The sequence below is a fragment of the Ensifer sp. GW101-20A05 genome (assembly GCF_059424735.1).
Map to the genome: position 1 here is coordinate 528,445 of NZ_JBWKZT010000002.1, position 12,537 is coordinate 540,981.

At 63.4% G+C, this 12,537-nt stretch carries 13 protein-coding genes; 10 read left to right on the forward strand and 3 right to left on the reverse strand.

Annotated features, from left to right (window positions below; all coding sequences use genetic code 11):
- Positions 1-156: 156 nt before the first annotated feature.
- A complete protein-coding gene (locus AC070A_RS07540; protein ID WP_057255235.1) occupies positions 157-1,488 on the forward strand; it encodes an APC family permease in 1,332 nt (443 codons plus the stop codon).
- On the opposite strand, the gene AC070A_RS07545 is transcribed toward AC070A_RS07540, so the two are convergent.
- Positions 1,489-2,265 (reverse strand): helix-turn-helix transcriptional regulator, encoded by a 777-nt coding sequence (locus AC070A_RS07545; RefSeq protein ID WP_244495733.1) that lies wholly within the window; start codon positions 2,263-2,265, stop codon positions 1,489-1,491.
- Positions 2,266-2,314: 49 nt separating this feature from the next.
- Between AC070A_RS07545 and AC070A_RS07550 the strand changes: the two genes are divergently transcribed.
- Positions 2,315-3,766: an amidase gene (locus tag AC070A_RS07550; RefSeq protein ID WP_112996499.1), complete on the forward strand. Its 1,452-nt coding sequence runs from the start codon at positions 2,315-2,317 to the stop codon at positions 3,764-3,766.
- Positions 3,767-4,024: 258 nt separating this feature from the next.
- Here the strand turns inward: AC070A_RS07550 and AC070A_RS07555 are convergent, their stop codons facing one another.
- Positions 4,025-4,918, reverse strand: coding sequence for a DMT family transporter (locus tag AC070A_RS07555; protein ID WP_057255238.1), 894 nt, complete (start codon positions 4,916-4,918; stop codon positions 4,025-4,027).
- Between the two features lie 289 nt (positions 4,919-5,207).
- Here AC070A_RS07555 and AC070A_RS07560 point away from each other — a divergent pair, with 289 nt between their 5' ends.
- From AC070A_RS07560 to AC070A_RS07590, 7 genes are all read left to right on the forward strand, one after another.
- Positions 5,208-6,539 carry a PQQ-dependent sugar dehydrogenase gene (locus tag AC070A_RS07560; protein ID WP_057255239.1) on the forward strand — a complete coding sequence of 444 codons (1,332 nt, stop codon included), beginning with the start codon at positions 5,208-5,210 and terminating at the stop codon, positions 6,537-6,539.
- Positions 6,540-6,648: 109 nt separating this feature from the next.
- Complete coding sequence (locus AC070A_RS07565) at positions 6,649-7,167, forward strand: SRPBCC family protein (RefSeq protein WP_057255240.1); 519 nt, start codon at positions 6,649-6,651, stop codon at positions 7,165-7,167.
- On the forward strand, positions 7,133-7,480 hold the full coding sequence (locus AC070A_RS07570) for an ArsR/SmtB family transcription factor (RefSeq protein ID WP_244495734.1): 348 nt from the start codon (positions 7,133-7,135) through the stop codon (positions 7,478-7,480). The genes AC070A_RS07565 and AC070A_RS07570 overlap by 35 nt, the downstream gene beginning before the upstream one ends.
- 42 nt (positions 7,481-7,522) lie before the next feature.
- Positions 7,523-7,759, forward strand: a complete 237-nt coding sequence (locus AC070A_RS07575) for a hypothetical protein (protein ID WP_218373021.1) — start codon at positions 7,523-7,525, stop codon at positions 7,757-7,759.
- A gap of 161 nt (positions 7,760-7,920) precedes the next feature.
- Entirely contained in the window at positions 7,921-9,447 is a 1,527-nt protein-coding gene (locus AC070A_RS07580; protein WP_057255242.1) for a sensor histidine kinase, read from the forward strand.
- Positions 9,448-9,449: 2 nt separating this feature from the next.
- Entirely contained in the window at positions 9,450-9,827 is a 378-nt protein-coding gene (locus AC070A_RS07585; RefSeq protein ID WP_093232700.1) for a response regulator, read from the forward strand.
- A gap of 138 nt (positions 9,828-9,965) precedes the next feature.
- The gene (locus AC070A_RS07590; RefSeq protein ID WP_057255244.1) at positions 9,966-10,550 is read left to right on the forward strand and encodes a cysteine hydrolase family protein; all 585 of its coding nucleotides are present in this window, start codon (positions 9,966-9,968) and stop codon (positions 10,548-10,550) included.
- A 47-nt stretch (positions 10,551-10,597) separates the two neighbouring features.
- On the opposite strand, the gene AC070A_RS07595 is transcribed toward AC070A_RS07590, so the two are convergent.
- Positions 10,598-11,800, reverse strand: coding sequence for an MFS transporter (locus tag AC070A_RS07595; protein ID WP_057255245.1), 1,203 nt, complete (start codon positions 11,798-11,800; stop codon positions 10,598-10,600).
- Between the two features lie 142 nt (positions 11,801-11,942).
- On the opposite strand from AC070A_RS07595, the gene AC070A_RS07600 reads away from it, so the two are divergent.
- Positions 11,943-12,506, forward strand: coding sequence for a TetR/AcrR family transcriptional regulator (locus AC070A_RS07600; protein WP_112996497.1), 564 nt, complete (start codon positions 11,943-11,945; stop codon positions 12,504-12,506).
- The last annotated feature ends 31 nt before the right edge of the window (positions 12,507-12,537 follow it).

Consider the following 12,537-nt stretch of genomic DNA (forward strand, 5'->3'; position numbering starts at 1 on the left):
CGCTGTGCCGGACCAAGGGCGGGTGGTTGCGAAATCCGGGTCGCCCTTCTGGCTCGCCCTCGAAATGTCATCGAGAGGTGCCATAACACCCTAGGGTTATTGGCATAGCCCTCGGTTTCCCCGACGCTTCCAGTCTGTTCGTTGGAGGAGGGGAACATGACACAAAACATTAAACTCGATCGAACCCTTGGTCTGTGGTCCGTGGTGCTGTTCGGGCTTGCCTACATGACGCCGATGATCGTGTTCGGCACGTTCGGGGCGCTGGCCTCGGCAAGCCAGGGCACGACGGCGATGGCCTATTTCATCGCGGCGCTTGCAATTTTCCTGACGGCCGCGAGCTACGGGATCATGGCGAAGGTCTATCCGGTCGCCGGATCCGCCTACACCTACGCCCGCAAGTCGCTGAATTCCGGTGCAGGCTTCCTCGTCGGTTGGGCCGTGCTGCTCGACTATTTCTTCCTGCCGATGGTGATCTGGCTGATCGGCGCCGCCTATCTGGGTTCCGCCTTCCCGGCCGTACCGGCCTGGCTGTGGATCGTCGGCTTCATTGTGCTGACGACGGCGGTAAACGTCATCGGCATCGCTTTCGCCAACCGGGTGAACGTTGTGCTGATGCTGGTGCAGCTCACCGTGCTGATCGCCTTCGTCGCGCTGGCAGCACGCTATGTCGTTGCCATCAATGGCGTCGGTGGGCTTGCGTCGGTGCGGCCATTCTTCGAAGCGAATGTGCCGTTCAGCGCCTCGGTCGCCGGTGCGGCAATCGCGGCCTATTCTTTCCTGGGCTTCGATGCCGTCTCAACCCTGACGGAAGAGACGCGTGACCCAACCCGCACGATGCCGAAGGCGATCATGATCATCGCGGTGATCGGCGGGATCATCTTCACCGGTTCGGCCTATGTGACGCAGCTCGCCCATCCCGGCGGCGAATTTACCTCTGTCGATTCCGCTGCGTCGGAAATCGCTCTGATGATCGGCGGCGATATCTTCGTGACCCTGTTCCTCGCCACGCTCGTGGTTGCCCAGTTCACCTCGGGGCTTGCGGCACAGGCGAGCGTCGGTCGGCTGCTTTTCGCCATGGGCCGCGACGGCGTGTTGCCGATGGGGATCTTCGGCAAGCTGCATGAGAAATGGCGCACGCCGGTGTTCAACCTCGTGCTCGTCGGCATCGTCGGCCTGCTTGCGCTCACACTCGACGTGACGACCTCGACGTCCTTCATCAATTTCGGCGCATTCCTCGCCTTCACCGCCGTCAATGTCTCGGTGATCGCGCTCTATCTGCAGGGCAACGCAATCGTCCGGCCGCTTGGCGCGCTGCTGGGGCTTGTCGTTCCGGCTGTCGGCGCGGTCTGCGACCTGTTCCTGCTGTGGAATCTCGATGGCCACGCCAAGCTCCTGGGTATCATCTGGCTGGCCATTGGGGTGTGTTATCTCGCCTACCTCACCCGGTTCTTCCAGTCAGCGCCGCCGGAAGTGGAGTTCGTCGAATGATCAGCGGCGGCTGAGGAAGAGATGGAAGAGCTCCGCCTGGCTGGAAATGGAGAGCTTGGCATAGGCCTGGCGACGATGGACCTTGACCGTATTCGGCGAGAGGCCGAGCGTCGCTGCGATGGAGTAGGTCGAGTGACCCTTGAGGATCAGGGTCACGATCTCCAGCTCCCGTTTCGAGAGCAACGGGTGGCTGATCGTCGCCGCGGCGTCATCCTCCTCGCGGGGCGGGTCGAACCGCGCGCGCCAGTGCCGTTCGGCGAGTGCCCGCACGATCGGCGCAGCACTTTCCAGCCGGGCGATGTCACGGCGGGAGAAGCCGGGCACGTCGCCGATGCGCGAGAGCGACAGCACGGCATCGACATGCGGAAGCTTCAAAATGAAGCCGATCTCATCGACGATGCCGGTCGCCTGGTAGTGGCGGCGGAAGTATTCCGTCTCGGTGAAGCGGTCCGGCGCCAACCGTCGCATCACCAGGACGCCGCCGTCGAGTTTTGCGTTGCGGACAGCATCGTAGAACGGGTCGAGGATATAGGCGCCGGCAAGGTAGTGATCGACGATGGTGACGCGGTCGCCGACGATGCGCTCGTTATGGAGATCGAAGGCCTTGCCGCCTGGCGAATAGGCAAAGCCGTTCATCATTTCGAAGGCGACGAGTTGCCGAAGCGCGCGCTCCAGGGTTTCCGGGAAGCCGGGCTCGCCGAGGTTCGATATGGCCTCTGCGAGCCCGGCGTTCCAGGCATCGATATAGGCGCTCGCTCCGCCGGATGTTGCTGCCACGTCCATTCCCCACCTGTCGAAGACAAGACCTAGCACGGAGTCCGCAGTCATGCAGACGGTTTCTCGCACCCTTGCGCCCACGCATCCGCTCGACCTGCCCGCAACGGAGATCGCTGCCGGCATCCGCGCCCGCCATTTTTCGGCTGAAGCGGTCGTTGTCGAATCGCTGCGCCGCGCGAAAGTCGTCAATCAGACGCTGAACGCATTCACGCTGCTGCGGGAGGAGGCGGCAATCGCATCGGCGCGGGCGGCTGACGAACGCGTCGCAACCGGCGGTGACACGCCCGCTCTTCTCGGCGTCCCCTTCGCCGCCAAGGACCTGACACCGACCAAAGGCGATCTCACCACGCTCGGCTCCTGGACGCGTGGAAATTGGATTCCAACGGAGACGGCGCTGTGCATCGAGCGGCTGGAGGCTGCCGGCGCGATCCTGATCGGCAAGACGACGACGCCGGAATTCGCCCATTCCAGTTTCACGTCGAGCCCACGCTGGGGCGTGACCCGCAATCCCTGGAATCCGGAGCGAACCTCCGGCGGCTCCTCGGGCGGATCAGCGGTCGCTGTCGCGACCGGCGTGGTTCCCTTCGCCGAAGGCACGGACATGGGCGGGTCGGTGCGCATTCCTGCAGCACTTTCGGGCGTCGTTGGCCTCAAGCCCAGCCTGGGGCGAATTCCGATGACCATCCTGCCGAGCGTCTTCGACAACATATCCCATTTCGGCCCGCTGGCGCGCACCGTCAGCGATGCTGTCGCTTTCATGGCAGCGGCTGCCGGCCCCGATGATGCGGATATCGCCTCGTTGCCGCTCTCCTTCGCGGCCGACCGGGCAAGAGCAGGCTCACTTGCGGGCCGGCGCTTCGCCCTTTCGCTGGACCTTGGCTACTACAGCGTCGATGCCTCCGTGCAAGCCGCGATCCTTGCGGCGGTCGAGCAGCTTCGTGCGGCTGGCGCCACGGTGGAACCCGTGGACATCGGCTGGTCCCGCGCCGTCAACGACCAGTGGTACGATCTCTGGTGCGTGTTCATGGCCGCATTTTTCGGCGACGCGATCGATGGCTACCGCGAGCGCATGGACCCGATCGTCGTCGAGCTCATCGAACGCGGGCTTGGTATGAATGCTACAGTCTACAAACGGGTGGAACTGCTCCGGACTGCGATGTGGCGTGATCTCGCCATGATCCTCGCCCGCTACGATGCGCTGCTCTGCCCGACTTGCGCGGTCACGGCCCCCTCGGCTGACGCGGACGACAACGACTACATTGCCGATACGCCGGACGGGCGCTTTCGCGGGCTGGACATGACCTGCCCGTTCAACCTGCTGCCGCAGTGTCCAGCCCTGTCGGTGCCTGTCGGCCTCGCCAATGATGGCCTCCCAGTCGGCCTGCAGATGGTCGGTCGCCGCTACGCCGATGAAGACGTGCTGTCGCTCGGCGGTGCCATCGAGAGCGTGTTGCAGGCTTCGGGTCTTGCGGTCGGCCGGGCGGAGCGGTGGCGCTGGTAACGTGCGCGCCGCCGACGATCGGCCGGCTCCGACCCCTCAAAGCAGCAGGAGCTTCCTCAGCACCGAAACGACTTCCACGGCTTGCTTTTCGGCGATGTCACATCGGGCGATGAACTGGAATTAATTAAATCAATTGCTTGATTGTTGTTGTACCGGCGTGTTCCGCGAATGCGAAGCTCGGTATCGAAGAATCCGCCGATCGCGCGAGGGGCGGTCACCTCGCACTGACCGGCTAGTGAGCCACGCCATGACTTGGTGTCAGCGAATGAAGATCAGCGCCATGCCGAGGACGACGAGGGCAGCACCGGCCCAGGCGCCGGCGGCAGGCCGTTCGCCCGTCCTCAGCCACAGCATCGGCAGGATCATGACCGGCGAGGTCGCGGACAAAGTCGATACGATGCCCACCTTGCCGCCCGAGAGCGCGAAGAGCAGCAGCGTCATCCCCATGCCAAGAGCGAGGACCCCGGTCAGCGCGGTCATTGCGGCAACCTTCAAGGTCAGCGGCGCCCTCGGCTTGACCGATGGAATGGGCAGCTGGATCAGGATGCTCAGGCAGAAGGCGGCAATGCCGACACGCAGCATGGAGGCGACAAAAGGATCGATGCCGGCGGCCATGACCGGTCGTACGATGATCGAGCCGATCGCCTGGCCGGTGGCGGCGCCAAGACCGAGCAGGACGCCGATCCAAAGCGGCCCCTTGACCTTTTCCCATTCGTGCATCTGCGCCCGGCGCTTGCCGAAGAGAATGGCGAGGAACACGCCGGTGGCCGTCAGCGCGATGCCTCCAATCGCGGTTGGTGACAGCGCTTCGCCAAGCACCAGCCAGCCGAGCAAGGCGGCGATCGGCGCGTTGAGGGCGAAGAGGATGCCGGAGCGGCGCGGACCGAGCCGGTTGAGCGCGGCAAAGAGCAGCGTGTCGCCGATGAAAATGCCGATCAAGCCGGACAAAAGCAGCGGCGTGAGGCTTGTCGCATCCAGCCCACGCCACGCCCCGGTGGCGAGCACATAGATTGCCAGAAGTCCCGTGACGAAGATCTGCCGAAGGCGGTTGAAGGCGGGTGCGCCGAGGTGGCCGGCCGGTCCGGCCGAGATCAACCCCGTCAGGGCCCAGCAGGTCGCGGCCCCCAGCGCGGCGAGTTCATGAATTGGCATGATATTCCGATCGGTAGACTGCGGCCCCGAAGGAGCTCTCCTCGGCCTCCGTTAAAGCTTGAGCGAACGGCATTCGTCCAGCGCTTTTTCAGCCGCATCAACAGGGCGCTTCGTGCCGGGCGGCAGACGCTGCAACAGCGCTCATCATGGTCGTCTTGTGCCCACAGGCGATATGTCCAAGGGCCCACGCGCCGACGTTGATTCCGAATGAATTTTTCAGCACTTTTCGCCAGGCGATTGGAACGCCTGAAGCCGGCTGCCGTTAGGTTGGACATCAAAGGAATCCGCCATGAAAAAGCTCCTGATTGCCCTTCTGGTCTTCGGAGCGCTCGCGGCCGCGGGCGGCCTGAGCCTCGGCTATCTGTCGCGACGGGAGGCTACGGTGCCGATTGAAAAGACCTACGGTCCCGATCCGGTCCTGGTCGAACCAAAGGTGGAGCTCGTGCCATCCGTCGCTGTCGCGGAAGCCACGCCCTGGCCTGCAGGCATGATGCCATCGGCCGCGCCGGGCCTTGCCGCCAAGGAATTTGCGGGCGGCTTCGATCATCCCCGCTGGCTGCACGTGCTGCCGAATGGCGATGTGCTGGTCGCAGAAAGCAATGCGCCACCCCAACCCGACCCCGGCTTTTCGGTGCGGGCCTTTGCTGCTCAGCTCATCCAGGGCAGGGCCGGCGCCCGAAGTAAGAGCGCCAATCGCATATCGTTGTTGCGCGACGCGGACGGTGACGGCGTGGCGGAAACGAAAACGCCCTTCATCACCGGGCTCAATTCACCGTTCGGTATGACATTGCTCGACGGTAAGCTCTTCGTAGCCAATGCCGATGCGATCGTGGCCTTTCCCTATCAGGAAGGCGCGACCGAGATTACGGCGCCCGCAGAGAAGATTGTCGACCTACCCGCGGGCCGCAACCATCACTGGACGAAGGACGTCATCGCCAGCCCGGACGGGACCAAGCTTTACGTCACGGTCGGCTCCAATTCCAACGTCGGCGAAAACGGCATGGAGGAGGAAAGGGGACGCGCCGCGGTGCACGAGATCGACCTTTCCACCCGGCAGATGCGGCCGTTCGCATCCGGACTTCGCAATCCCAACGGCCTCTCATGGCAGCCGGATAGCGGTGAGCTATGGGTTGCCGTCAACGAGCGCGACGAACTCGGGCCCGATCTCGTTCCCGATTACATGACCTCGGTCAAGGACGGCGCCTTCTACGGCTGGCCCTATAGCTGGTACGGGCAGCATGTCGACGAGCGGGTGAAGCCGCAGAAACCCGAACTGGTGGCGCGCGCGATCAAGCCGGACTATGCGCTCGGCCCCCACACCGCCTCGCTCGGCCTGACCTTCAACACCGGCGACGTGTTCGGCCCGGAGATGAAGAATGGCGCCTTCGTAGGCCAGCATGGCTCGTGGAACCGGATCCCGCGCAGCGGCTACAAGGTCATCTTCGTGCCTTTCAGCAACGGCAAGCCTTCCGGCCCGCCGCGGGATATCCTGACGGGTTTCCTGACCGACGACGGCAAGGCGCTCGGCCGTCCGGTCGGCGTCGCAATCGCCCGTGATGGCGCGCTGCTTGTTGCCGACGATGCCGGCAACAAGGTGTGGCGGGTCGCCCCCATGCGGTGAGCGATCTCGCGGCTTAGGGGGCACTGGGGCATTTGTGCAACTATTTGGTTGCGCATCTGTCTGCGATCCCTATACTTGCAACCAAATCGTTGCACGAAAGGAAAGCGTCATGAGCTCGTTCGATCGTATCGAGAAGGCAATCCTGTTGCGCGCGCCCATCGAGCGCGTCTGGCGGGCGATAACCGATGTCTCGGAATTCGGGCAGTGGTTCGGCGTAAAGCTGAACGAGCCTTTTGCTCCGGGGCGGGCGATAGCCGGCTCTTTTAAGGGAGAGTTCAAAGCGGAGGACATTGCGAAATATCAGGCTTCGATCGGGATCGAGCCGACACCGATCCGCCAGCCCGAGCCGAATGCCGTTTTTTGCACCGTCGAGGAAATGGATGCGCCGCGGCTTTTCAGTTTTCGCTGGATACCCTATGGCCTCGATGCCGAATGCGATCCCGCGCGGGAACCGACGACACTCGTGGAATTCCGGCTGGAAGCCGTTGCCGGGGACACACGGCTGACCGTCACGGAATCCGGCTTCGAAGGCGTGCCGGCGCATCGGCGCAAGCGCGCATTTCTCATGAATGACGGTGGCTGGAGCGCCCAGATTGAAAACATCAAGCGCCATGTCGAACACGCCTGAGCGAGAACTGGCGGGCGTCTTCGCCGCCCTGGGCGATACGACCCGCCTTGCGCTGATCACGCGGCTTTTGGCTGCCGGTGCCCTGACGGCAACCGCGCTGTCCGAGGGGCAGGCGATCACCCGGCAGGCGATCGTGAAGCACCTGCAGGTGTTGGTAGCGGCTAGGCTGGTGGTGCACGAGCGTCACGGCAAGGAGGTCCTCTACGCGGTCGATCCGCGCCGTCTCGAAGAGGCGCGCGCGTTCCTGACGGCAATCGCTGAGGGTTGGGACAAGGCGCTTGGCCGGCTCAAGTCGCTTGTCGAGGCGCCCTGACGCGAGACACCCAACCGCGCTGGGCCGCTCGGAGCAAAGTGCGTGCCCGCCGGCAACCTGGGTGACCTGGCCGGTGATCCAATCGGACGCGTCGCTGCGAAGAAACAGCACTGCGGCTGCAATTCGATGGTTGCCGACGGCCTTAGCCGTGGATGCTTTTTCGCCGACGGACCGCCTGCCGACACGCGCGGCGAGCGCCTTGCCTCGGTTCGCGAAGCCTATATCGCGCCGATCAAGGTCGAGAGCCCCCACCCGGTCGCTCCCCGCACTTGCCCGTGATCGGTCCAATCGACTGCTCCAGCAGGCTTGAAATCGAAACGCCCCGCTACAGTTGTTTCCTTTTGGTCACCGGGCGTGGGACCAATTTCACAAGCGGATTCATGATCGCAGTCTTTAGCGGTGGTCCCCGTAGATCGCTGGCCGGGACCCGGAGTGCAGACATGAGGCAGAGTTCGTCCGGCGTCGATAGCTCCTGGATCAAGAAGGCGGATGAACTGGCGGCTCTGTTTCAGTTCACGGATGCGCTCTATCGTGCCAATTCGCTGGCCGACATTTTCGATGCCACGTTCGATGCGATCGAGCGAGCCTTGCGCTGCCGCCGCGCCTCCATCCTACTTTTCGACTCTGCGGGGGTGATGCGTTTCGTCGCTTCACGCGGGCTCTCCGAAGGCTATCGCCGGGCGGTCGACGGTCACTCACCGTGGAGGCCCGGTGACCGCGAAGCCACCCCGATTTTCGTCAGCGACATAGAGCTTGCCGAAGAGCCTCAGGCGCTCAAGGACACCATAAGGGGCGAGGGGATTCGCGCGCTCGCCTTCATTCCCTTGACCGCCAACGGCGTGGTCATTGGAAAGTTCATGACCTATCGCGAAGTGGTGCATGTCTTCACGGAGGAGGAGGCCGTCCTCTCCCTGACGATCGCTCGGCAACTGGGCTTCAGCATCGAGCGCAGACGGACCGAGGAGGCGCACCAGCGTGCCGAGGAGGGACTTCGCCGCAGCAACGAGCGGCTGCGGATCATCCTCGACAGCGCCAGCGAGTATGCGATCATCACGCTCGACGGTGCCGGACGGATCGCAAGCTGGAACAGTGGCGCCGAACGGCTGCTCGGCTATCGCGACACCGAGATCCTCGGTCAGCCGGGTGACATTTTCTTCAGCCCGCAGGACCGTGCATCGGATGTCCCCGAGCAGGAGATGCGAACGGCGCGCGAGGAGGGGCGCGCGACCAACGAACGCTGGCACTATCGCGAGGATGGATCCCGTTTCTGGGGCTCCGGCGTCATGCTTCCCGTCGAGGAGAGCGGACCGGATCGCTATCTCAAGATCTTCAGGGATCGAACCGAGGAGCGCAGAGCACAAAAGCGCCAGAAGCTGCTGATCGGTGAGCTCAACCATCGTGTGAAGAACACGCTTGCAACCGTGCAGTCCCTTGCCGAACAGACGTTGAAGAGTGCCGATAAGCCGGAAGCCTTTGCCGAAGCGTTCAACGGCCGACTGCTTGCTCTTGCCGGGGCACACGACTTGCTGACCCGCGAGGCATGGCAGGCGGTGTACCTGAACGACATCGCCCGGGCGGTTCTCGCAGCCTGGATCGAAGACGGGCGCGTGGCTCTCCACGGGCCTGCGATCCGCATCAGCCCGAAACAGGCCCTGCCGCTTTCGATGGCGTTCAACGAATTGCTGACCAATGCGATCAAATACGGTTCTCTATCGAGCCCCGGTGGCCGTGTTGCGCTGTCATGGCAATGTAGAGACGTGTGCACGGTCCGGTGGGAAGAGCGCGGAGGACCACTGGCATCGCCCCCTCAGCGGCAGGGTTTCGGGCTGCGCGTTCTCAACCGCGGCCTCGCCAACGAACTGGGACATCCCGTCGATCTCCGGTTCGAGCCGGAAGGTGTCACCTGCACGATCGCGATGGACTTCGTCGACGGTGAGCGTGCCGGCATGGACGACAAGGGGGAATGACCATGTCTGGGATATTGACGGGACGCCGGATACTTGTCGTCGAAGACGAGATGCTGGTGGCCATGTCGATCGAGGACACCTTGGTCGATGCCGGCGGCGAAGTGATTGGTCCTGCGCCAACCGTCGGGCGGGCATTGGGGTTGCTGCAGGAGGAGACGAAAATCGACGCCGTCGTGCTGGACATGAATCTCCAGGGGCACAGCGGGCTCCCGGTCGCCGACGCATGCGATGAAAGATCGATCCCGTTTCTCATATTGAGCGGCTATGGCGACACGGCCCTGAACGGCACGCACCATGCGGCCCCGATCCTTTCCAAGCCCTTCGCGAGTGCGGTGCTGGTGGAGACGCTCAAGACGCTTTTCGGAGGCAACCGCGCGTGACGGGCCCGGTCGTACCCGGTTGCTGACACCAGCACCGATTGCGTACAGCCGGGATGAGGAACCGCATTTCATCCCGCGGAGTTTGTTCGTTGGACCCAAATGCGTTGGGTGGCCCAATGTGTCGGGTGGATTGTGATCATGAACGCGGAACGCTGGATTCATATTTGCGTCGACATGCAGCGAATGTTCAACGAGGAGACGCCGTGGCAGGTGGATTGGATGGCGACGATCTCCGACCAGGTGGTGGAGGTCGCTAGCCGCTTTCCGGATCGCACCATTTTCACCCGGTTCGTCCCGCCACATTCGCCGGCGGAAATGCCGGGCATGTGGCGGCCCTACTATGAAAAATGGCCGATGATGACCGCGACACGGCTCGATCCGGGCCTGATCAATCTCCTTCCTCCCTTGCAGCGTCTGGTGCCGCCCGCCCGTGTTCTCGACAAGCGCACCTATTCCCCCTGGTTAAGCGGCAAGCTGGAAAGCCTGCTCGCTCACCAGGATATCGGAACGATCGTGGTGACCGGCGGTGAGACGGATGTCTGCGTCCTGGCGACCGCGCTCGGAGCGATCGATCTTGGCTACCGGGTGATCCTGTTGAAGGATGCGGTCTGCAGCTCGGTCGATCAGACGCACAATGCCGCGCTCGAGCTTCTCGGCAATCGCTTTTCGGTTCAGCTGGAGATCGCAACGACCGATGAGTGGCTTGCGCAGGCGCGGGCTTAGGCGCGGCCCATTCGGGAACCTTTGCGCGCCACCCTGTTCGCCGCCCTTCAAGCCATGCTTGGTTCCCTCTCTGGCGATGCCCGGCTGGCCATCAGTCCCATGAGCCCGACACCGATGATCGCTGCCGCATAGATGTCGGTCGTAAGCTGGTAGCCCACCGCCTTCGCCAGGAAGCCGGCCAGAATTGCCGGCAGGCTGAACGCCAGATAGCTCTGGATGTAGATGGTGGACAGCAGCCCGGCGCGCTCCTCGGCTTTTGCCAGCGGCATGACCGAGCCGAGCGTGGCGAGGAAGCTCGTGCCGAAACCCATGCCGGTGAGAAGCGTGCCGACGATCAGGATGGGCACATAGGCGAGATGGGTTCCGGCGACCACGGTCAGCATGCCGAATGTCGTGCTCAAGACACCGAAGGTCAGGTTTGCCTTGGGGTTGCGGGCGCGGCGAAGGAAGACGCCCAACGCGCCGGCGGCCATCAGCGCCGCGACCACGGCGCCTCCGGTGAGCGGGTTCTTGCTTCCCGTGGTGGCGGCGACAAGCGAGGGGACGAGTGAGAGGTAAAAACCCCCAAGCGCCCAGTTCGCGATATTTACGGGGGTGACGAGCGCCAGCGGCCGCTTGGCGCGCTGCGGAACGGCGATCCGCGGCATGAGCGAGGACAGCGCTCCGGGACGACGCGCGCCGGTTTCAGGGATCAGCCAGATCGCCGCCGCCTGGACTATGAAGCCGACGAACAGCAGCACATAGATGAGATGCAGCGGAAGGGGGCCGTACTGGATCAGCGCGCTGGTGCCGAGCGCCCCGACCGCCAGGCCGATCAAAGGTGCGAGCGAGTTGACCAGCTGTCCCCTGACGTGATCGACATCGACGAGCGCCGCGCCGATCGAAGCGCCGGCAACGCCGGTCGCAAGACCCTGCACGATGCGTGCTGCGATCAGCCAGCCGGTTCCGTCGGCAAGGACGAACAGAGCCATCGCTGCCATCTCGACGAGCAGCGCTGCGAAAATCACCGGCTTGCGCCCGAGATGATCCGAGATCGAACCGGCGATCAGCAATGCCACGAGAAGTGCGAAGGCATAGACCGCGAAAATAACGGTCATCTCCACCGGGCTGGCGGCGAAGTTCTCCTGGTAGAAGCGGTAAAGCGGGGTTGGGGCCGAGGAGGCGCCGAAGAATGTCGCGAGCGTGACGGCGTAGAAGGCAATGGGATTTGCCGCGCGAGTGCTCTCTCTGGATTCGGAGGATGAAGACATCTATATAACCCTTAAAGCTAAATCGTTGCGTTTGGCAGATTTAGGTATGCTTCGCGCTAAAAGCAAATAATTTGCTTTTATGTTGTTGTGAGAATTTCTGAAGCATCGGCCGCACGGCCGAAGAAAGACGGGGTTGGAGCGAATGGCGACAAAGGAAAGCCCGCGGCCGGGCGGACGAAGCGCCCGGGTTCAGGCATCGGTTCACAAGGCCGTGCAGACCTTGCTGGCGACGCTCGAGCGCACCGAGGTCACAGTTCCGCTGATCGCAGCGGAAGCGGGCGTCACGCCTTCGACCATCTATCGCCGCTGGGGCGACCTGCAGGAACTGCTCGCCGACGTCGCGGTCGAGCGGCTGCGTCCCGACATGGTGCCGGTAGACACCGGAAGTTTTGGCAGTGATCTGATGGCCTGGGCCGAACAATATGCCGAGGAAATGTCCTCGGGGCCGGGTCGCGAAATGATCCGTGACGTGCTTGCGGCGCAGGATGGCAGCGGCGCCTACCAGTGCTGCAACTTCACCAGACAGCAAATCGAAGTGATCGCCGAACGCGCCGAGGAGCGTGGTGAGGTCTTTCCGGATGTTGAGACCGTCATGGACGGCGTCGTCGCGCCGATCATGTATCGGATCCTCTTTGGTGGTGCGCCGGACGCGGCGCACGTCGAGCGTCTGGTGACGGCATCGCTGGCATCAAAGCCGGCGCCTTGAGGCGTAGTTGCTTCCAAGAAGCATAACACCC

What these genes read in the sequence shown, in the direction of transcription:
- AC070A_RS07595 (WP_057255245.1), bottom strand. Translation starts at nt 11,800, where the DNA reads ATGTCTTCATCCTCCGAATCCAGAGAGAGCACTCGCGCGGCAAATCCC.
- AC070A_RS07555 (WP_057255238.1), bottom strand. Translation starts at nt 4,918, where the DNA reads ATGCCAATTCATGAACTCGCCGCGCTGGGGGCCGCGACCTGCTGGGCC.
- AC070A_RS07590 (WP_057255244.1), top strand. Translation starts at nt 9,966, where the DNA reads ATGAACGCGGAACGCTGGATTCATATTTGCGTCGACATGCAGCGAATG.
- AC070A_RS07565 (WP_057255240.1), top strand. Translation starts at nt 6,649, where the DNA reads ATGAGCTCGTTCGATCGTATCGAGAAGGCAATCCTGTTGCGCGCGCCC.
- AC070A_RS07540 (WP_057255235.1), top strand. Translation starts at nt 157, where the DNA reads ATGACACAAAACATTAAACTCGATCGAACCCTTGGTCTGTGGTCCGTG.
- AC070A_RS07600 (WP_112996497.1), top strand. Translation starts at nt 11,943, where the DNA reads ATGGCGACAAAGGAAAGCCCGCGGCCGGGCGGACGAAGCGCCCGGGTT.
- AC070A_RS07580 (WP_057255242.1), top strand. Translation starts at nt 7,921, where the DNA reads ATGAGGCAGAGTTCGTCCGGCGTCGATAGCTCCTGGATCAAGAAGGCG.
- AC070A_RS07550 (WP_112996499.1), top strand. Translation starts at nt 2,315, where the DNA reads ATGCAGACGGTTTCTCGCACCCTTGCGCCCACGCATCCGCTCGACCTG.
- AC070A_RS07585 (WP_093232700.1), top strand. Translation starts at nt 9,450, where the DNA reads ATGTCTGGGATATTGACGGGACGCCGGATACTTGTCGTCGAAGACGAG.
- AC070A_RS07560 (WP_057255239.1), top strand. Translation starts at nt 5,208, where the DNA reads ATGAAAAAGCTCCTGATTGCCCTTCTGGTCTTCGGAGCGCTCGCGGCC.